The sequence below is a fragment of the Legionella quinlivanii genome (assembly GCF_003265995.1).
GTDB classification, from domain to species: Bacteria; Pseudomonadota; Gammaproteobacteria; order Legionellales; family Legionellaceae; genus Legionella_C; species Legionella_C quinlivanii_A.
The window spans coordinates 130,058-149,511 of the sequence record NZ_MVJN01000006.1; the positions used below are offsets into that span (position 1 = coordinate 130,058).

The window sequence follows — 19,454 nt, forward strand, 5'->3', positions numbered from 1 at the left end:
TATCAGAGCCTGTCGGGTGAAAATCGACAGGCTCTGAAGCATGATACGGCTATTGAAGAATTTCAGGATAAATTAAATTTTATCCCCTGGGCAAGCGGTAACTCATTTCCCCAGTTAATCGTATTGGTCTGACGACGCATATAAGCTTTCCAGGAATCAGAACCAGATTCTCTGCCGCCACCTGTTTCTTTTTCACCGCCAAAAGCTCCGCCAATTTCAGCACCTGAAGTGCCAATATTGATATTGGCTATCCCACAGTCGCTTCCCATTGCGCTCAGGAAACGCTCGGCATGCTTGAGATTTTGTGTAAACATAGACGAGGAAAGGCCCTGAGGAACACTGTTTTGCAGTTCAATGGCTTCTTCTATGCTGCTAAACGGCATGACATATAAGATAGGCGCGAAGGTTTCTTCCTGAACTACATCCCAGCTGTTCTGCACGTCTGTTACCAGTGTAGGCTGTACGAAATATCCTTTTCGATTCAGGCTTTCTCCACCCGCGACTATTTGCCCGCCGGCTTTTTTAACACGCGCAATAGCCTGACCGAATTGAGAAACCGCTTGCTCGTCGATTAAAGGACCCATCAGATTGTCAGGATTAAGTGGATCGCCAATTGTTATTTGCTCATACGCATGCTGCAATCTGCGAACTACTTCCTTGTACATAGACTGATGTACAAATAAGCGTCTGGTTGTTGTACATCGCTGGCCTGCCGTTCCGACAGCACCAAATACTATTCCGGGAATCGCAAGACTAAGATCTGCTGACTCATCCAGAATAATTGCATTATTGCCGCCAAGTTCAAGAATGGTTTTCCCAAGGCGAGCAGCGACTTTCGCAGCCACTGTTTTACCTACAGCGGTAGAACCAGTAAATGAAACCAGGGGGATTCGTTTATCCTCAACCATCATGTCCACTACATCGTGACTGGACGGAATAATCAGCGAAAAAATTTCCGGGCAATTATTTTCCTTTAATACCTTATTACAAATATTCTGCACCGCAATCGCGCAAAGAGGCGTTTTTGCAGAAGGCTTCCACAGAGTCACATTACCGCAGATAGCTGCAAGAAAGGCATTCCAGGACCACACCGCCACAGGAAAATTGAAGGCTGAAATAACACCGATAATACCGTAAGGATGCCATTGCTCATACATCCGATGATTGGGGCGTTCTGAGTGCATGGTATTACCATAGAGCATGCGGGATTGACCGACCGCAAAATCGGCGATATCAATCATTTCCTGAACTTCACCGTCACCTTCCTGTTTGGATTTACCCATCTCCAGAGAAACGAGACTTCCAAGCCAGTCTTTATGCTCTCTTAAAGCCTGCCCCATCTGACGAATAATTTCTCCTCGCTTCGGTGCAGGATACTGACGCCATGCCAGGGCAGCAGCCTCAGCTCGACTCATAATCTTCTGATAGTCATCACTGGAACAGGTAGCAACCTCTGCAATTTTTTCTCCAGTGGCTGGAGAATAGGAAATCAGCTTATCTGCTCTGCATTCACTCTGCCAACCCTGGCCGCTATAAGCGCCGGCATTCGTATCCTGAATACCTAAATGCTTCAAAAAATCCATCGATTATTTACTCCTAAGCGTAATATTTACCAAAACGATTGGACAGCACATCTGCGAGGCGGAATTTTTCCTGGAGCACCAGTCCGTGATATTCATTTGCCTGTCCTAAAACCAGGTCAACTACGGCGCATACTCCGGCGGCAGTGCTGACTTGAATAGCAGACCATTCCAAATCTAAAATAGTTTCCGGATATACCTTTTTAACATAGCTCTTTTCAGTTAACTCACCATGCTTTATCCCCTCAACAGTTACATACACAATCACAATGTCCTGATAGGTCTTGGGAATGGCTTTTTCGAGAATTCGTTTTAATGTGCCTCGATCTTCGTTGAGTTTCAGATCATTCATCAGCAGGCGCATTTTTTCACAATGTCCTGGATACCGCATCGTTTTGTAATTCAAAGTCTGAATTTTATTTTTATACAAATCAGCCAGACTTCCCAGTCCTCCGGATGTGTTAAAAGCCTCGTATTCACAGCCATCGATTTGTATTGACTCAAGTCCTTCCAAAGGTTGCACAACAACCGGTTTACCCGCTTCAATACCAAAGCATGGATTTCCATACTCATTGATTACACCATCAGTAGACCAGGTTAAGGAATAATGAAAGGCATTATTAGCGCGTTGTGGTAATGCACCTACTCGAAGCTTGGCATGAAAGCATTCATCGAACTCCTGCATCAGGCTGTTTGCAGCAATACTGATAAAACCAGGAGCCAATCCACACTGAGGCACAAACGCTGTTTCTGCTCCCTCGGCAATGCGCTTGACCGCATCGGTAACTGAGGTATCTTCAGTCAGATCAAAATAATGGGCTTTTGCCAGTTTTGCCGCTCTGGCGACATGGGTATTGAGAAAATAAGGGAGGCTTGAAATGACCGCAATGATTTTATTTTTTTCGATGTAGGATTGGGTTGACTCTTCATCGGTAACGTCCAACGCTACCGTCTTGACCTGCGGCATCGTTTGCAGCAAGCGCGTTACATCGGTACCAGAAAATTCCAAATCTGCCAGGTGAATCTGATAATCCTTGCTGCTTGCAAGTAAACAAGCGATAAGACTTCCGATTTTACCTGCACCTGTAATCATAACATTATACATAGTTATTCCCTTCCGTTAGAAAACAGTTGTCATCCTACACAAATAAAACCGGTTTGCATACCTTGAAAAAAAACGATTTTTATGTAGCGATTACAACTCGGAAAAAATGATTGAAAACAAATCAAGTATAGACAGCCAATGCGTAAATTTAAATGTAACTCTCATGGTCTCAACGTCATCCTGAACGCAGTGAAGGATCTCCTGAAGCTGACTCAGTTCCAAGCAGTTTGAGATCCTTCGCTACGCTTTGGATGACGTACCTGAGGAGTTACAAAAAATATATCACCTTCTTTCTGGTGATCTTAGTTGACCTTTGAGCTGTAGTATCCTATCGTTCTTTCATTTAATGAAACTATGTCATGACCAGCGCCGTCTCCTTTGAGCCACTGCAGATTGAAACCACAAAAAAATTAACCTGGATGCATTACTTCAAATTTTTCATATACGGCTTGTTATTACCGCTGGGATTTGCCCCCTTTCATATACCCGGCATGGCGATTCTAGGTCTGGCTCTCTTCTATTATGGGCTCTGTGCGCATTCTAAAGGTTCTGGTTTTCTGCGTGGATTATTTTTTGGCCTGGGCTTCTTCGGGTTTGGGGTGTCATGGATTTATGTCAGCATTTACGAATATGGCCATTTAAATCCAGTGCTCTCAGGATTAATCACCCTGCTTTTCATCCTGTATTTATCATTTTTTCCTGCGTTGCTTGCCCTTGTCTTTAATGTTTTTTCAACTAAACGCCCAACAATGACTTCAGGGTTATTTTTCAGTGCACTCTGGGTCATCAGCGAATTTCTGCGTGCTTCCATTTTAAGCGGCTTTCCCTGGCTTCTGCTTGGATTCGGTCAATTTGATGCACCGGTTAAATACCTTTTACCTGTTTTAGGGGTTTATGGAGCGAGCTTTCTGACTGTGTTTGCCGCCACGCTACTGGTTTGTGCATTCAGCGTTGAGAAAAGAAAACAACTGACTTATCTTGTGTTGTTTGTTTCAGCTATCCTCGCTCCGCTTGCCTTAAAACCCATAGAGTGGGTCCATATATCGAACACGCCGGTATCCATTGGCGTTATTCAGGCCAATTTGTCCATGCGCGACAAGTGGGATGAGACGCTGTTCTGGAAACTTCTTGATCGTTATCAGAAAGACGTTATCAGTTTACTTGGTACTCAGCTTATTGTGATGCCGGAATCGGCTATCCCACTCCCCTCTTCCTATATAAGCGATTTTCTCGATGACTTACGGGAAAAAGCAAAGAATGCAGGCAGTGGAATTCTTTTGGGGATACCAGAACCCACTAAAATCGACGCCGACGACTATTTCAATGCATTAATCAGTCTGGGGGAAGCCCAGGGGTTTTATCTAAAGCAGCATTTAGTTCCATTTGGCGAATATATACCCGGTATTTTTCAGCCATTGATGAATTGGTTACAGATCCCTGATGCCAATTTAAAGCCAGGGAAAAACTTGCAATCGCTAATCAGAGTTCATAAGCATCCTGTCGCGACGCTTATTTGCTATGAACTGGCCTATGGAGAATTGCTTCGCAAGCAGTTTCCCCATGCGGAGTGGATTGTTTCTATCAGTGATGATGGCTGGTTTGGACACTCGCTCGCCATGTATCAGCAACAACAGATTGCCCAGGTACGTTCCCTGCAAACCGGGAGATACCAGGTTGTCTCGAACAATGATGGATTATCGTCCGTCATTAATACGCGAGGAGATATTGTGACCTCACTTCCTGCTTTTAATGCCGGTCTGCTCCGCGCGTCCATCTATCCTGCGACTGGAAGCACACCCTGGGTGCTCTTGGGTGATTGGCCGATACTAATCCTCTCTTTTGGTATTTTTCTAGGGGCCATGATATCTGGATTTCCTAAGAAACAGCATCAGTAAACTATTGCTGCTAAGCACAAGAGGGGTTATCCTAGGCAGCTTAAGTAATCTAATGTAGTGACTATGGATACTAGTTATAAACCACAAGAAGTAGAAGAACAGGCCCAGCAATACTGGCATAAGAAGCAATGCTTCAATGTCACTGAAGACTTGAACAAAGAAAAGTTTTATTGCTTGTCCATGTTCCCTTATCCAAGCGGAACGCTCCATATGGGCCATGTGAGGAATTACACTCTTGGCGATGTAATTGCAAGATATCAGCGTGCTTTAGGCAAGAATGTTCTGCAGCCCATTGGCTGGGATGCTTTTGGCCTACCAGCAGAAAACGCGGCAATAAAACACGGAATTCACCCTGCTGAATGGACTAAGAAAAATATTGCAGCAATGAAAGAGCAATTCCTGCGCCTGGGGAATGCCTATGACTGGAAACGTGAAATAGCAACCTGTGATCCGGATTACTATCGCTGGGAGCAATGGTTTTTTATTAAGCTTTATGAAAAAGGTTTAGTTTACAAAAAGAATGCTGTGGTCAACTGGGATCCTGTTGATCAGACTGTTCTGGCTAATGAGCAAGTAGTCGATGGGCGCGGCTGGCGTTCCGGAGCGCTTGTCGAACGGCGTGAAATTTCTCAATGGTTCATTAAAATCACTGCCTATGCCGATGAACTTCTTAAAGATTTGGATACGCTTGAAGAATGGCCAGCACAGGTCAAGCAAATGCAGCGTAACTGGATTGGCCGTTCCGAGGGCTGCGAGATTGGCTTTCAGGTTAATGAGTATCCCAAACGACTCAAAATTTACACTACTCGGCCTGACACCCTGATGGGCGTCACTTATCTCGCCGTAGCCCCTGATCATCCCCTGGCTAAAGAGGCAGCCAATCAGGATCCCGCAGTTCGCGAGTTTATCGACAGCTGTCAGGGGATCCGCATGGCGGAGGCTGATTTGGCAACTATGGAGAAGAAAGGGATTGCAACTCGCTTCTCAGCAGCTCATCCTGTGACTGGAGAAAGTATTCCCGTCTGGATTGCCAATTTCGTATTGATGCAATACGGCTCAGGTGCCGTCATGGCTGTTCCTGCTCATGATCAGCGTGACTGGGAGTTTGCCAATAAATATAGCTTACCGATTAAGGAAGTGATAAAGCCGCTTGGCGAGGTAACTCATAATTATGATAAATCAGCCTTTACAGAAGAAGGTGAATTAATTAATTCCGGCGAATTCACTGGTCTGACTTCTTCCCAGGCTGTAAGCACTATTGCTAATTATCTGGAAAGCAGAGATTTAGGTAAAGTTACGGTTAATTACCGTTTGCGCGATTGGGGCGTTTCTCGTCAGCGTTATTGGGGAACTCCTATTCCCATGATTTTCTGTGAAGAATGCGGCATTGTTCCCGTCGCCGAACAAGATCTCCCGGTAACACTGCCGGATGATATTGAATTTACAGGAAGTGGCTCACCCCTGGCGCAGTCAGCAAAATTCTTACAAACACGCTGCCCTAAATGCGGTCAGGATGCAACACGAGAGACCGATACTTTCGATACCTTTATTGAGTCTTCATGGTATTACGCGCGCTTTGCCTGCAAAGGACAGGACAATGCCATGCTGGATGATCGCGCTAAATACTGGACTCCCGTAGATCAGTACATTGGCGGCATTGAACACGCCGTTATGCATCTTTTATACGCCCGATTTTTCCATAAACTGATGCGCGATGAAGGCCTGGTTAATTCTGATGAGCCTTTTAAAGCTCTGCTGACTCAGGGAATGGTATTAAAAGATGGCCATAAAATGTCAAAGTCATTGGGTAACGTGGTCGACCCCAATCACTTGATTAATACTTATGGCGCGGATACCGCACGTCTTTTTGTCATGTTCGCAGCGCCTCCCGAGCAATCATTGGAATGGTCTGATACCGCAGTGGAAGGAGCTCATCGCTTTTTGAAGCGGGTCTGGGCTTTCGCTCACAAAAATCAGCAACTGTTTACTGAAGTTAATAACGCGATTTGCAATGGTAATGGGCATGTCGATTGGCAGCAGGCTGATAACAGATTAAAAAAATCACGCCTGACTGTAAATCAAGTTCTGGCTCAGGCTTCTAATGACTATGAGAAGCAACAATTTAATACCGTAGTTTCTGGTTGCATGAAATTGTTTAATGAGATTTCTGATTATTCAATAGAAACCGAGCATGACAAATATTTCATTCATGCCAGCATGAGTATTTTATTGCGTTTACTCGCGCCTATTACGCCTCACATCTGCCATCATTTATGGCAGCAACTGGGTTATGAAAAAGCAATCATTGACGCTTCTTGGCCCAAAGTCGACAAAAGTGCATTAAAAACCGATCAGGTTGATTTTATTGTTCAGGTGAATGGCAAATTAAGAGCGCAATTTACCGCTCCGAGCGATGCCTCCGAACAGGAATTGATTGAAACAGCAACCAGGGAGGCTCATGCCTTTGTTGAAGGCAAAAGCATTAAAAAAGCGATAGTTGTTGCTCACCGTCAACTGATCAATCTGGTGGTTTAGTTAATGTTTAAACGCTACTTCCTCGCAGTACTCATCATCCTGTTAGCAGGATGTGGTTTCAAGCTGCGCGGAACTTATGAAATACCGTCCTGGTTTAATAATGTGGCATTAATAAACCAGGGTGCACAACCTGACCTGCATTTGCAATTAAAGGATCAGCTACAATCCTATGGCATACGCGTTCTTCCATCTGCCAAAGGGTCTTCATTTATGTTGATTCTCGAAAAAGATACCATTCAGGAACAAATCACCAGTGTCGGAGCCAGTACAACGCCCCGTCAATATCAGCTCATTTATACCGCAGTCTATTCTCTGATCAAAACAAATGGCGAACCCTTGCTTTCTTCAAATCAGGTTACTGTAACCCGACAACTCACAGTCAATAACAACAGAATTTTAGGGTCCAATGCGGAGGAAACGCTTATTTACAGTGAAATGCGCCGTGATGCAGCCATGCAAATCATGAATCGAATTAATCGCAAGCTAAACTAATTTCATGTTAAATAAATTAAACCACCTGAATTTACCAGCGCCAGACAAATTTCTTCCCGTATATTTAATAACCGGACAGGAGCCATTTCAAGTAAACCACTATGCGAGAGTGTTAATATCCGCCTGGCAAACACGTAATAAAGAGGATTGCGACACAAAAATACTGCAAATCAATGCAGCAGCCGACTGGACTATGCTACGGGAAGAGGCAAACAATTTCTCACTGTTTAGCAGTATGATGATTCTCGATGTACGCTATGATAAAAAAACACTGGATTCTGCTGGCAAACAGTTTCTTGAAACCTATTTATCCTCTCCAAACCCCCAATGTTTGCTTATCCTTCGGGCACCCGATCTGACGCTAAAAGCCCTTCAATTTATCAGTAGTCATCCGGCTATTATGATTATTGCTGCAAGCCCAATGAGTGCCAATAGCTGTAAGGAATGGATAGCCTCGCAGCTTAAGCAACACTCGATTGACTTTGATGAAGCAATTCCTGCGCTTATTTATCAATATAATGAAAATAATCTTCCAGCCTGTGCTCAGGTATTAGAAAAAATCAAATTAATTGCAGAATCCAATACGCGATTGACATTGAAGGATGTAGAGGAGCACTTGCACAATCAATGCGAGTTTTTAAGTTTTGAGCTGGCAGACGCTTGTTTATTAGCCAATCAGGCCAAGGCCCTCCTCCTTCTCAGGCAATCCAGCCAAAATAAGACCGAACCCAGCTTAATCTTATGGATATTAAGCCAGGAAATTCGACTGCTTATTCAATTGAAGCATAAAACAGCACACTGCTCATTTCGCGATGCAGCTTCACAGTTAAAGATTTGGTCCACAAAGCTAGGCAACTATCAAACGGCAATCAAGCGTTTTGAAGTTGCTTTTCTGGTTCAGTTATTAAACCAATGCGAGCTTTTAGACAAAAAAATTAAAAGCGCTAACCAGCCCGGTCAAATCTGGCGTAGTCTTGAGATAATAGCAATGGCATTATGTACAGGGAGAAAGGCAGGCTATCTTGGATAATGTATTAATATTTGGGGGGACCTTTGATCCTGTACACAAGGGGCATTTGGGCATAGCAGAAAATGTTCAGCAGCATTTCCATTTTCAGCGCTTTATTTTTTTACCCTGTAAATTACCCCTGTTAAAGCAGAGCGCGACAGCTTCCCCTACTCAACGATTAAAGATGTTAGAGCTCGCTCTGGCTGATTATCCGGTTTCCTGCCATTTTGAAATTGACGAGCGTGAGATTAATCGCCCATCGCCATCATATACGGTTACAACACTCGAGAGTTATCGCGAGGAGCTGGGAGAAAATGTCGCTTTGACTCTGCTGATGGGGATGGACAGTTTCCATCAGTTACCGCAATGGCATCAATGGACCCGGATTTTGGAGTTAGCAAATATCCTGGTGATAAAACGGCCTGATATTAGCCCGAGCGACAGTAGCAATCTGACGGAATCGCTTTCCAGACACCTGACTAAAAGAGAGGTTGATCTGAAAAATACCGCACAAGGGCTTATTTATTTTTTTGATGCCGGCGCCTATCCCATTTCGTCAACCGAAATTCGGAGAAACTCTTTATTGAACTCTGAAAATATGCCTGAATCAGTGCTTGAGTTCATTACTCATAATAAGCTTTATCTCTGATGTTGCGCTGTTAGAAGTTTCTTTAGTGCTTCCAGGCTTCTTCTATTTTCTCTTTATAATCCTCAAACGCTTTAATCAAACCTGATAACACTTCAGCACTTGTTTCAAACATGGCTTTGCACTGTGGCTCATTAATTAGTTTAATGTCTTTTCGAAGATGGTCCACCTGATCTTTAAATGCTTGCTGCATCTTATTGACATGATGTAAGACATTCTCATTGTTCGCAGTCATTCCAGGCTCCTGACATCCTTTAATAAAAGTATAGACGGCGCTTTAGAAATGCCATCGAATTTAGTATACCAGATGCAAAATAAGTGAACCGGAGAAAGATATAAGCTTTGTAAACTACCAAAGCTTATATCTGGAATCTTAAGATTGAGACAACTCGAAGTCGGATGGAAAATCAGCGAGGCTGTTTGTTTGATCCAGCGATTTAGCCTGATTAATTAAATCGGGTACCTTGCTGGAAATCCAGTCGACTACGGGAGTAAACTTGGAGTAAAGGCGTGATTGGCTGACATATTCTTCCTGCGGGAGAGAGGTCATACGAATAACCACGATAATTAATGAGACAATAAAAACACCGCGTATGAAACCGAATCCCATTCCCAATAATCGATCAGTGCCACTCAACCCGGAGCGTTTTAATATAAAACCAAGAAGCGCATTAATAATACCACCTACAATTACTGTTGCAGTTAAGACAATAACGAAGGAGGCAATTTTAATAACTGTTTGATCCTGAATATAATTTCCTAGCCAGGGGTATAAGACAGAAGCGTAATTGTATGCAAGCCAAATAGCCACTATCCATACGGAAAGGGCTATTAATTCTTTCAGAAATCCACGGAATAAACCGGTGATAACTGAAAGACCTATTATGAGTATGATGGCGATATCAATCCAGTACCATTGCATCTTTAGCTGATTCCTGTGGTAGGTACAACAAATCCATTAATCTGCATCGCGCTAGCCAGCTGTGTTCTTAGCTTCAGAGCCTGATCTTTCTGATTCATTTGCCCTACCAGCACTTTATAAGCAATACCGTTTTTGCTTTGGACTTTATTATAGGAAGCCTGAAATCCTTTGCTTTTTAACTTGTTAACCAATGCAATCGCATTCTTTTGCTGTACAAATAATGCAACCTGAACTGAGTAAGCTGTTTTGCCAGGAAGAGCTTTGGTCACAGGCGCTTTGGCCAGTTGCTGAGCCTTTGCCACCGGCTTAGCCTGGGCTTTAGCTGCTGGAAGCGACTTGCTTGCTACAATAGTTTTTGGCAGTTCTTTTGCAGGAATCGCAGCGGGTATGCTGGCTAAAGGCTTTTTCTGTTCAAGAGCGACTCGTTTTACATCTTCATTTGATGCCGCATGTGAAGAGTAGGATACGCTATTATGTTGAGCCAGCTCTACGGGTGGATTGCTCATCACATCTGCTTTATCTTCCTGCGCTCGAGCTTCTTTCAGAGCATCAGGATTATCAATCTGAGCACTGGCATAGTCTATTGTTTTTGCGCCATTAACCGGACTTAAGGGCTCCGCTTTGGCAATAGTCGTAGCAGGTTGATAATCTTCATTAGCCGTTGGAATGTCTACATGAGCCACTTTAACAGATTTAAACATGGTTTCCTCATCAGATGCAGTGACCTGAGGCAGCACCGGCTTTGGAGGCAGCTTGATGGAAATACTTGAGGGCCCTTCCAGGCGTTGGCTTGATTTTTTCATAATCGCGGGAGCAAAAATGGCTCCTAAAGAGATAATTACAGCAAGTCCAATAAGTCTGTGCTTAATACGCTCGTCCATTACTAATGTCATAGTAACTCCTCCAGGTAAGAATCAGATACTGCATTTAAAACAGCACCTACCAGAATAAAAGATCCGAAGGCAATAATTAAATCGCCTGCTTTTGCCTGCCGGAATGCCGCTTTATAAGCTTCTTCAGGGCTACTAAAATAGCCTTTTGTTTGCTCGATATTCTCAGGCAGCTCTTTTAATAATTGTTCTGCAACACAGGCGCGCTTACTCTCAAGCCTTGCAGGATACCAATAATTAACCAAAGGTAAAAGTGGCTCGACTATTCCTTTTATGTCTTTATCATTTAAAGCAGAAAAAACCGCATGAATATTACCATGTATTTTTTGCTGCGTCACAAATTCTGCCAAAAATCTTGCAGATTGCGGATTGTGCGCCACGTCTAAAAGGAGCCTCCTCTCGTTTTTTTCTATCATTTGTAAACGAGCGGGTAAATGAACACTTTTAATGGAAATTGCAATGTTCTTATCTTCTACCGGTAATTTTTCGCTTAGAATTTTCGACGCGATGACTGCGGCTACCACAGAATCTGGATGTAAATGGGGTTTGGGTAACTGAAGTAACTGTTTTCGAAAATTAATCTCGAGAATATCATCTGCAATTTTATACGAATAATCCTGGCCATTAATCAATACTGGTTTTGCGACATCCATTGCTCTTTTTAAAACTGAGGCAGGCAAATCGGAAGCAGCTCCTATAAACGCTCTGTTGGTACGAAGAATCCCTGCTTTCTCTGTTCCAATAGCCTCAAGGCTTGTTCCAAGATATTCCTGATGATCAAAATCGACTGTGGTAATAATAGCCAAATCATTATCGATAATATTGGTAGCATCCAGTCTTCCACCTAATCCCACCTCTAAAATTACCAGATCAAGATCATGCTGTTCAAAATGCAATAAGGCAGCGAGTGTCGCCGTTTCAAAGAAGGTTAGCGCGGTATCTTTTCTTGCAAAATCAATAAGTTCAAAGTAATTTTCAAGTTGTTCGTCTTCAATCGCCTTTCTATTAATCCGGATCCTTTCGTTAAAAGTAACCAAATGCGGTGAAGTATAGACACCGACGCGATATCCTGTGTTGGAATATATTTCTTCAAGAGTAGCTACAACGCTGCCCTTGCCATTGGTGCCCGCGACTGTTATAACGGTTGGCGCAGGCCTTAATAAAGCCAATTCCTCAGCAACACGTTTAATACGGCTCAAGCCTAGCTGGATTTCCTGCACATGCCGGTTTTCCAGCTCACTCAGCCATTGCTTTAAGGTTTTCCCACTCTTTTTCATGATCTTACAAGTTACGGTGCGACAGCTTGGCAATTAACTCAGCGATTGTGGGTCGAAGGGCCTTTCTGTCAACTACCATATCAATATGACCATGCTCAAGCAAAAACTCACTGCGCTGGAAGCCTTCAGGCAAGGTTTGCCGAACTGTCTGCTCAATGACTCGCGGACCAGCAAAGCCGATAAGCGCATTGGGTTCAGCAATAATGATATCACCAAGACTGGCAAAACTTGCTGAAACTCCGCCTAGTGTGGGATCTGTCAGTACCACTATAAATGGCAGATTGGTTTCGGAAAATTTGGCCAGAGCTGCTGAGGTTTTAGCCATTTGCATTAGGGAAAACAAGCCTTCCTGCATTCTGGCGCCACCGCTTGCGGTAAAGCAGAGATAAGGCTTTCTTTCTTTAGTTGCCAATAAGACGCCACGTACAAACTTCTCCCCCACCGTAGCACCCATAGATCCGCCAATGAAGTTAAACTCAAAGGCGCTTGCGATGACAGGCTGTCCCATAACGCTGCCTTTGGCAAGTAATAAAGCTTCTTTCTCACCTGTTGCTTTTTGCGCCTGGACAATACGATCTTTATATTTCTTTGAGTCCTTAAACTTCAGTCGATCGATTGGCTCCAGATGAGCAGCTACTTCCTCAATACTGCCCTCATCTAAAAACTGTTGCAGACGCTGACGCGCAGTCAGGCGATGATGATGATTGCAATTGGGGCATACAGAGAGGTTCTTGATTAGCTCGGTACTATAAAGAACAGAGTTACATCCAAGGCATTTTACCCATAAGCCTTCGGGCACGCCTTTTTTCTGTGATGCTTCTGTTCTGACTTTAGAAGGTAATAATTTTTTTAGCCAACTCATAGATAAGAATCCGTGGATTGAATTTGACGCGCAACAGTATAACCTGATTTTTTATCTGAGGCTTGTTTTATTCACTCTATTGTTCGCATTTAATTAATGAACAATACTCTGGCTCTGCTGATTATCATCAAATTGTTTATTTTTTCTACACACCATGAATTTTAAATAAAATTTTCCCTTTTTTCTCGCATTTTTTAAAATAAAGTGCTACGCCCCCTAAAGTTTTTTTGTTTCTGTCCGATAACTAAAGTGGGTACGGTGAATTCAAGGGTCGAATTCCCGGTAATAATATAATCCCCAATCCAGGGATTCAGGCACGAGGAGATTTTGGTCATGACTCAAGTGATTAATACTAACGTGATGTCATTAAATTCCCAAAGGAGTTTAAATGTATCACAAAAAGGCATGCAGACAGCCATTCAACGTCTTTCATCCGGTCTACGAATTAACAGCGCTAAAGACGATGCTGCCGGACTGGCCATTTCTGAAAGAATGACATCACAAATCAGGGGTATGAACCAGGCAATACGAAATGCGAATGATGGTATATCATTGGCTCAGACTGCAGAAGGTGCAATGCAGGAAACGACCAATATCTTACAACGTATGCGTGAACTATCACTGCAATCAGCTAACTCATCGAATAACTCTGGCGACCGTCAGGCTATTCAGGAGGAAGTCGTTCAGTTACAAAGCGAGCTCGATCGAATTGCTTTAAACACTGAGTTCAATGGTCAGAGAATCCTGGATGGCTCTTTTTCCAGCGCCAGTTTTCAGGTAGGTGCCAACGCTAATCAGACGATTAACTTTGCCATCGGAAGTATTAAAGCCTCATCTATTGGCGGTATCGCTACTCAGAGTGGAACTGAGGTGTCCAACGCCGCTTCAACTGATATAACCATAGCCATTGGCGGCGGTGCGGCTACAACCATCAACTCCAGTGCCGGATTTACAGGCAATGCCCAGCAGGATGCTACTTCAGCCTATGCCAAAGCAGCAGCTATCAATGATGCTGGAATCGCCGGTTTGTCTATAAGTGCCAATACCTCAGGAACTCAGACAGTGGGTGCGATTGGGGGTACAGCAGGAGATACCTATAACCTGTCTGTCAATGGAGTAGCAGTATTTACAAACCAGGACGTTGCAACAGCCTTATCCAATACTGCACTTCGTGATGCGATCAATGGCGTGAGCAATCAGACAGGTGTTATTGCCAGTTTAAACGGTGGTGATCTCACCCTAACTGCAGCCGATGGTCGTAATATTGATATCACTGAAAGCGGTACCGGTTTCACAGCTGGTACAGACGGTATCAGTGTTACCGGCGGCGATTTTGATGGTACGTTGCGCGGCAGTCTGACTATAAGTGCAACTAATAGCATCTCTATTGGCGGAACCGTGGCTACATTGGGCTTAAATGCCGCTATCGCCAAAGACTCTCTGGGGGTAGACAGCATTGATGTGGGTACTGCAGCCGGTGCGCAATCCGCTATATTGCGACTGGATTCAGCCTTAAGCTCCGTGAATTCTAATCGCGCTGCAATGGGTGCCTTGCAAAACCGGTTTGAATCCACTATTGCCAATCTGGCAAACGTTGCAGAAAACCTCTCTGGCGCAAGAAGCCGAATCCAGGATGCGGACTTTGCCGCTGAAACGGCTAACTTAACCCGAGCCCAGATTCTGCAACAAGCTGGAACTGCGATGCTGGCACAGGCTAACAGCCTGCCACAATCTGTACTGTCCTTACTTGGCAGATAATAGTACTACCAGCCTGCTCTCTGATGAGAGCAGGCCATTTTAGCTATATCCTTCCTGTATTCGATTAAGTGGGAGGTCGAAATGAAGATTGAATCAAATAATATTAAGTCCAATTCATTGGAACAGGACTCAAATGGTATCCATGAGAATATTAAAGTCGGCTCTCAACCCTTTTCATCCAGTCCATTGAGCACGGCGCAAAGTAAACAGGCCATTGATAAAGCAACCGGCGTTCTTCAAACCATCGTAACAGAGAAATTATCAGATAAAGTCATACGGAAAATGCCGCCTGATGAATATTTGAAACTTCTAAGCCTGGTTGATGAAATGATTAGCGGCTCTATTGATAAAAAAGTGTAACTGAGTTGCAATATAAATCTGATTAGATATTAAGGACAATAACGTGTCAGGAATAAGTTCGCCAGGAGTTGGCTCAGGTTTGGACATTAAATCAATTGTTGAGGCGCTGGTAAAAGCGGAAATTACTCCTGCTAAAAACAGAATTGATCGACATGAAGCGGATCTTGTGGCTGAGCTTTCGGCTCTTGGGCAAGTGAAAAGCGCGCTCAGCAAATTGCAAAGCAGCCTGATTAAACTTGGCGATTTAAAACAATTTCATTCATTAAAAACTACCTTAAGTGATCCGAATGCTTTACAGGCCACTATTGGCGATAATGCTATTGATGGTCATTATGATATTGAGATTATCCAGTTAGCGGCGAAGCAAAACCTCGCCTCCCAAGCCTTTGCCAACGCATCCTCTCCTGTCGGTCAGGGATCATTAACGATTGAGTTTGGAAGTTACAGCAATGATCTCAGCAGTTTTACCCTGAATGCTGATAAAGACCCGCTAGTTATTACTATTGGCGCAGGTCAAAGCAGTCTTGTTGCGATTCGCGATGCGATTAATAACAGTGACAGCGGCGTGCAGGCAGCCATTGTTCAGGACAGTCAGGGCGCTCGGCTGACTTTAAGCAGCCCTTCGACCGGAAAGTCTTATGAAATGCGAATTACTGTAAATGATGCTGATGGAAATAACACCAATGGCGTGGGCTTGTCAGCACTTGCCTATGATCCGACAAACAGTGTTAACTCAATGCTTCAAACTGCCGAGGCAAAAGACAGCCAATTCAAAATCAATGGCTTACTGCTCACTGAAAGCAGCAACCGAATTGAAAACGCGATTGCAGGCGTCACTCTGGATTTGAAAAAAGCTCAGCCTGGTACACTTATTTCACTCGGTGTTGAGGCGAACCGGGCACAAACTACCTCATTAATCAGGGAGTTTGTTAAACAGTTCAATGACAGCATGAACAGTCTTAATAATTTAACCAGCTACGATCCGAATACAAAAAAAGCAGGCAGCCTGCAGGGTGATACGGGAATAAGAAATCTAAAATTTTCATTGTCAGCATTGGTCAGCGATGTCAATCAGGATACTTCCTCCCCGCTTAAAACCCTGGCTGATCTGGGCATTAAAACAACAAAAAGCGGCTTGCTTGAGATTAATGAAGACCAGTTAACCAAAGCACTGGACGCGCACTACGAATCCATTGGAGCTTTTTTCGCCAAGTCGGCAAAGGCTTCCGATAGCAATGTGAAAATCAACCTGGTTGGTGCTGATGTCAAGGCCGGAACCTATGCGTTAACGATTGACTCCTTCAATCCAGGGGTTAGTTTAAGCGGCACCATCGGCGGTTTGATTGCGACATCCTCAAATGGGTTAACACTAAAAGGCAGCGGCGCTTATAAAAATCTTTCAGTTGATATCACCGGCGGCGGGATTGGCGCAAGAGGAAATATTACCGTAACCAATGGCCTGGCGGTAAAATTTAATGATCTGATTGAACAATTGCTCGATGACAAGGGCAGTTTAGTTGATCGCACCAGCAGTCTGAATAATCAAATTGAACGAATCGCCGAGGATCGCGTTCAACTCGATTACCGCACGCAGGAGCTTGGCAAACGCTATCTGAAACAATTTACAGCCCTTGATGGTTTATTATCTCAGATGCAAAGCACCAGCAATTTCTTAAGCCAGCAGTTGGCTAACCTGCCCCAATTGACCTTGAACAAGAGATGATTATGAAAAACAGGTATGAGCAAGCAATTAATCAATACAAATCAATCGACTTACAGACCCGAATAGAATCGGCAAACCCTCATGAATTAATCAATCTCCTATTGCAAGGTGCCCGCTCTCATATCGCGACAGCTCAGGGCCATATCCAGCGGCAGCAAATCAGTGAGAAAGGTGAGCACATTTCAAGAGCTATCAGCATTCTCGATGGTTTAAGAACAAGTCTTGATCACGAACAAGGTGGAGATATTGCGGTTAATCTGGATCAACTATATGACTATATTCAGCAGATTCTGTTGAAAGCTAATCTTCACAGCGATTCAGAGCTGTTGGCCGAGGCAAATTCACTGTTGACAACAATCCACCAGGCATGGATGGAAATGCCAGGAATTGGGCCTAAGGAATAAAAACCAAGTGACTGCGGGACGTCATACCGAGCACAGCTTCCACGTCATCCCGCGCACAACTTTTACGTCATCCTGAGCACCGCGAGGGATCTCCCCTCAGTGGCACGGTCTTTAGCCAAAAGCGTTGTAAAGATCGTTCATAGTTTTTCATGCAACCGTCTCATTATAATCACAATTAACAAGCGCTTTTATAGTATTCAAGTCTGTGCAACTGCAGGGAGATCCCTCGCGGTGATCGGGATGACGTGCTGTGTTCGGATGATGTGGGGGGCTCGGGATGACTTGGAAAATTACATTTAATCAAAAAAAAATATAAAGTTTTTTCTAATTGTGCCGTTATCAAGATCAACCAGTTGATAAATTGGGGGTAAAATCATGAGACAATGGTGCAAAATAATAATATTAATGATTTCTCTCCTTCCCGCCGCATGGTCAGAAAGCCGATTTGGAGAAACGCTTTGTAATGATCCGGATTATTTTTGTATGAAAATCAAATCCGGCGACACATGGGCCAGCCTTTTTCCTAATGAGGAATCCAGGGATTTGGTGCGGCGCATTAATCGTATGAACATCAGGCTTAGAACAGGAATGGTTATCGCGATACCCAAAAACCTGGACAGAATAACCATCTATGATGTATCCCCTTTCCCGCGCTATATTGAATCAGACGGTGAGAAAACTATTTATATCAGCCAGAAAAAACTGGCATGGGGCGCCTATGATGAAGACGGTGAGTTACTTTGGTGGGGGCCCATCTCTTCTGGAAATCCTCACTGTCACGGCGTTTATGGAGGCTGCTCAACCCCGACAGGTTCGTTTCGCGTCATTAGAAAACAGGATATAGACTGTATATCTACTGCGTTCCCACGGCGTGCGGATGGCAATAATGGCGGTGCAGAAATGCCTTATTGCATGCATTTCTTCCGCGGCTATGCTTTACATGGCAGTAATACAGTTCCTGGGTATCCTGACAGCCACGGCTGTATCAGGATGTTTACAGAGGATGCCCGCTGGTTAAACGAAGAGTTTGTCAGTGTTCCTGAGGATGGCGAACGAGGAACTCGGGTAGTCATCGATGATCCGAATAGCTGATTAAACTACTGTAACAGTGAAAATGCGCCAACGACTCCTTGCTGAGCTAGCTGTCGCTTCAGGTTATCCGTCATGTTGCGCTCAGCAAAGGGACCTACTTTCACCAGAAACCGCTCATTATATTTTTCAACAAATACCGGTGAAGGAGTGATACGAGCCAGCTTTTCCCTTAACAATGCAGCCAATTGCTGAGAATTGAAGGCACCAGCCTGCACATAATAATAAGCAATATGCGGTTTACCAGGCTCCCTGACAGTTAAGGCTTCAATTTCTACCGCGGCGGTTCCCTTAGGCAGCAAACCCAGCTTGCTTGCTGCTGCATAAGAGAGGTCGATAACCCTGTCATCGTGGAATGGGCCTCTATCATTCACCTTGACCACTGCCTCTCGCCCATTTTCAAGATTTTTCACCCGGACATAGGTGGGCAAAGGCAGGGTTTTATGCGCAGCGGTCATCGCATACATATTATAGTCATCCCCGCTTGATGTTCTCCTGCTGTGAAACTTGGTTCCATACCAGGACGCGATACCTTTAGTCTTATAGCCGCTGGCACTACGCATGACCTCATAATTATGGCCATTGACAGCGTAAGATCCGGGATTTCCATAGCGGCTGAAGGGTTCATAGACCGGGTTTACTTTATGAAAGCGCGTTGGTGGAGCGCCTGGAGGTGCCCCGTCTTTTTGCTGAACAGTAGACTGTTTTTGGCGGATTGATGATTTATTGCGTGGAGAAGAAATATTTTTACCCTCTTCCTGCACGGGAGGCTCGATTGTATTTACAGGTCCCTGGCAGGCAGTAAGCAACATCAATGGCAATAACCCAATCCAACGCATAAATTCTCACTTTAGTGGTTTAATGACTATGAAAATAATGTACATTCTACGAAAATTTTTTGTCAGAC

General features: G+C 44.1%; 18 protein-coding genes. 10 read left to right on the plus strand and 8 right to left on the minus strand.

Annotated features, from left to right (window positions below; translation table 11 throughout):
* Nucleotides 1–62: 62 nt before the first annotated feature.
* Both amaB and B1207_RS08980 read right to left on the minus strand, forming a co-directional pair.
* Entirely contained in the window at nucleotides 63–1,583 is a 1,521-nt protein-coding gene (amaB, locus tag B1207_RS08975) for an L-piperidine-6-carboxylate dehydrogenase (RefSeq protein ID WP_112219646.1), read from the minus strand.
* 13 nt (nucleotides 1,584–1,596) lie between these two features.
* Nucleotides 1,597–2,685, minus strand: coding sequence for a saccharopine dehydrogenase family protein (locus B1207_RS08980; RefSeq protein ID WP_112219647.1), 1,089 nt, complete (start codon nucleotides 2,683–2,685; stop codon nucleotides 1,597–1,599).
* 359 nt (nucleotides 2,686–3,044) lie between these two features.
* Between B1207_RS08980 and lnt the strand changes: the two genes are divergently transcribed.
* The 5 genes from lnt (at nucleotide 3,045) to nadD (ending at nucleotide 9,265) form a co-directional block, all read left to right on the plus strand.
* Nucleotides 3,045–4,580 (plus strand): apolipoprotein N-acyltransferase, encoded by a 1,536-nt coding sequence (gene lnt, locus B1207_RS08985; protein WP_112219648.1) that lies wholly within the window; start codon nucleotides 3,045–3,047, stop codon nucleotides 4,578–4,580.
* Between the two features lie 63 nt (nucleotides 4,581–4,643).
* Nucleotides 4,644–7,115 carry a leucine--tRNA ligase gene (gene leuS, locus B1207_RS08990; protein WP_112219649.1) on the plus strand — a complete coding sequence of 824 codons (2,472 nt, stop codon included), beginning with the start codon at nucleotides 4,644–4,646 and terminating at the stop codon, nucleotides 7,113–7,115.
* 3 nt (nucleotides 7,116–7,118) lie between these two features.
* Nucleotides 7,119–7,607 (plus strand): LPS-assembly lipoprotein LptE, encoded by a 489-nt coding sequence (gene lptE, locus B1207_RS08995; RefSeq protein ID WP_112219650.1) that lies wholly within the window; start codon nucleotides 7,119–7,121, stop codon nucleotides 7,605–7,607.
* Nucleotides 7,608–7,611: 4 nt separating this feature from the next.
* Nucleotides 7,612–8,637 (plus strand): DNA polymerase III subunit delta, encoded by a 1,026-nt coding sequence (gene holA, locus B1207_RS09000; protein ID WP_112219651.1) that lies wholly within the window; start codon nucleotides 7,612–7,614, stop codon nucleotides 8,635–8,637.
* The gene (nadD, locus tag B1207_RS09005) at nucleotides 8,630–9,265 is read left to right on the plus strand and encodes a nicotinate-nucleotide adenylyltransferase (RefSeq protein ID WP_172458235.1); all 636 of its coding nucleotides are present in this window, start codon (nucleotides 8,630–8,632) and stop codon (nucleotides 9,263–9,265) included. Before holA ends, nadD begins: the two co-directional genes overlap by 8 nt.
* 22 nt (nucleotides 9,266–9,287) lie before the next feature.
* On the opposite strand, the gene B1207_RS09010 is transcribed toward nadD, so the two are convergent.
* The 5 genes from B1207_RS09010 to accD all read right to left on the minus strand — a co-directional run bounded on the left by B1207_RS09010 (nucleotide 9,288) and on the right by accD (nucleotide 13,213).
* A complete protein-coding gene (locus B1207_RS09010; RefSeq protein ID WP_112219653.1) occupies nucleotides 9,288–9,497 on the minus strand; it encodes a hypothetical protein in 210 nt (69 codons plus the stop codon).
* A gap of 138 nt (nucleotides 9,498–9,635) precedes the next feature.
* The gene (locus B1207_RS09015) at nucleotides 9,636–10,184 is read right to left on the minus strand and encodes a CvpA family protein (RefSeq protein WP_112219654.1); all 549 of its coding nucleotides are present in this window, start codon (nucleotides 10,182–10,184) and stop codon (nucleotides 9,636–9,638) included.
* A gap of 2 nt (nucleotides 10,185–10,186) precedes the next feature.
* Nucleotides 10,187–11,077: an SPOR domain-containing protein gene (locus B1207_RS09020; protein WP_112219655.1), complete on the minus strand. Its 891-nt coding sequence runs from the start codon at nucleotides 11,075–11,077 to the stop codon at nucleotides 10,187–10,189.
* Complete coding sequence (folC, locus tag B1207_RS09025; protein ID WP_112219656.1) at nucleotides 11,074–12,351, minus strand: bifunctional tetrahydrofolate synthase/dihydrofolate synthase; 1,278 nt, start codon at nucleotides 12,349–12,351, stop codon at nucleotides 11,074–11,076. The genes B1207_RS09020 and folC overlap by 4 nt, the downstream gene beginning before the upstream one ends.
* 4 nt (nucleotides 12,352–12,355) lie before the next feature.
* Complete coding sequence (accD, locus tag B1207_RS09030; RefSeq protein ID WP_112219657.1) at nucleotides 12,356–13,213, minus strand: acetyl-CoA carboxylase, carboxyltransferase subunit beta; 858 nt, start codon at nucleotides 13,211–13,213, stop codon at nucleotides 12,356–12,358.
* Between the two features lie 333 nt (nucleotides 13,214–13,546).
* Here accD and B1207_RS09035 point away from each other — a divergent pair, with 333 nt between their 5' ends.
* From B1207_RS09035 to B1207_RS09055, 5 genes are all read left to right on the plus strand, one after another.
* A complete protein-coding gene (locus B1207_RS09035) occupies nucleotides 13,547–14,971 on the plus strand; it encodes a flagellin (RefSeq protein ID WP_112219658.1) in 1,425 nt (474 codons plus the stop codon).
* Nucleotides 14,972–15,052: 81 nt separating this feature from the next.
* A complete protein-coding gene (locus B1207_RS09040) occupies nucleotides 15,053–15,331 on the plus strand; it encodes a hypothetical protein (RefSeq protein ID WP_112219659.1) in 279 nt (92 codons plus the stop codon).
* A 43-nt stretch (nucleotides 15,332–15,374) separates the two neighbouring features.
* On the plus strand, nucleotides 15,375–17,054 hold the full coding sequence (gene fliD, locus B1207_RS09045) for a flagellar filament capping protein FliD (protein WP_112219660.1): 1,680 nt from the start codon (nucleotides 15,375–15,377) through the stop codon (nucleotides 17,052–17,054).
* The gene (gene fliS, locus B1207_RS09050) at nucleotides 17,051–17,458 is read left to right on the plus strand and encodes a flagellar export chaperone FliS (RefSeq protein ID WP_172458236.1); all 408 of its coding nucleotides are present in this window, start codon (nucleotides 17,051–17,053) and stop codon (nucleotides 17,456–17,458) included. The genes fliD and fliS overlap by 4 nt, the downstream gene beginning before the upstream one ends.
* Before the next feature lie 405 nt (nucleotides 17,459–17,863).
* Nucleotides 17,864–18,550, plus strand: coding sequence for a L,D-transpeptidase (locus B1207_RS09055; protein WP_370637234.1), 687 nt, complete (start codon nucleotides 17,864–17,866; stop codon nucleotides 18,548–18,550).
* Between the two features lie 5 nt (nucleotides 18,551–18,555).
* On the opposite strand, the gene B1207_RS09060 is transcribed toward B1207_RS09055, so the two are convergent.
* Nucleotides 18,556–19,386: a septal ring lytic transglycosylase RlpA family protein gene (locus B1207_RS09060; RefSeq protein WP_112219661.1), complete on the minus strand. Its 831-nt coding sequence runs from the start codon at nucleotides 19,384–19,386 to the stop codon at nucleotides 18,556–18,558.
* Nucleotides 19,387–19,454: the final 68 nt, after the last annotated feature.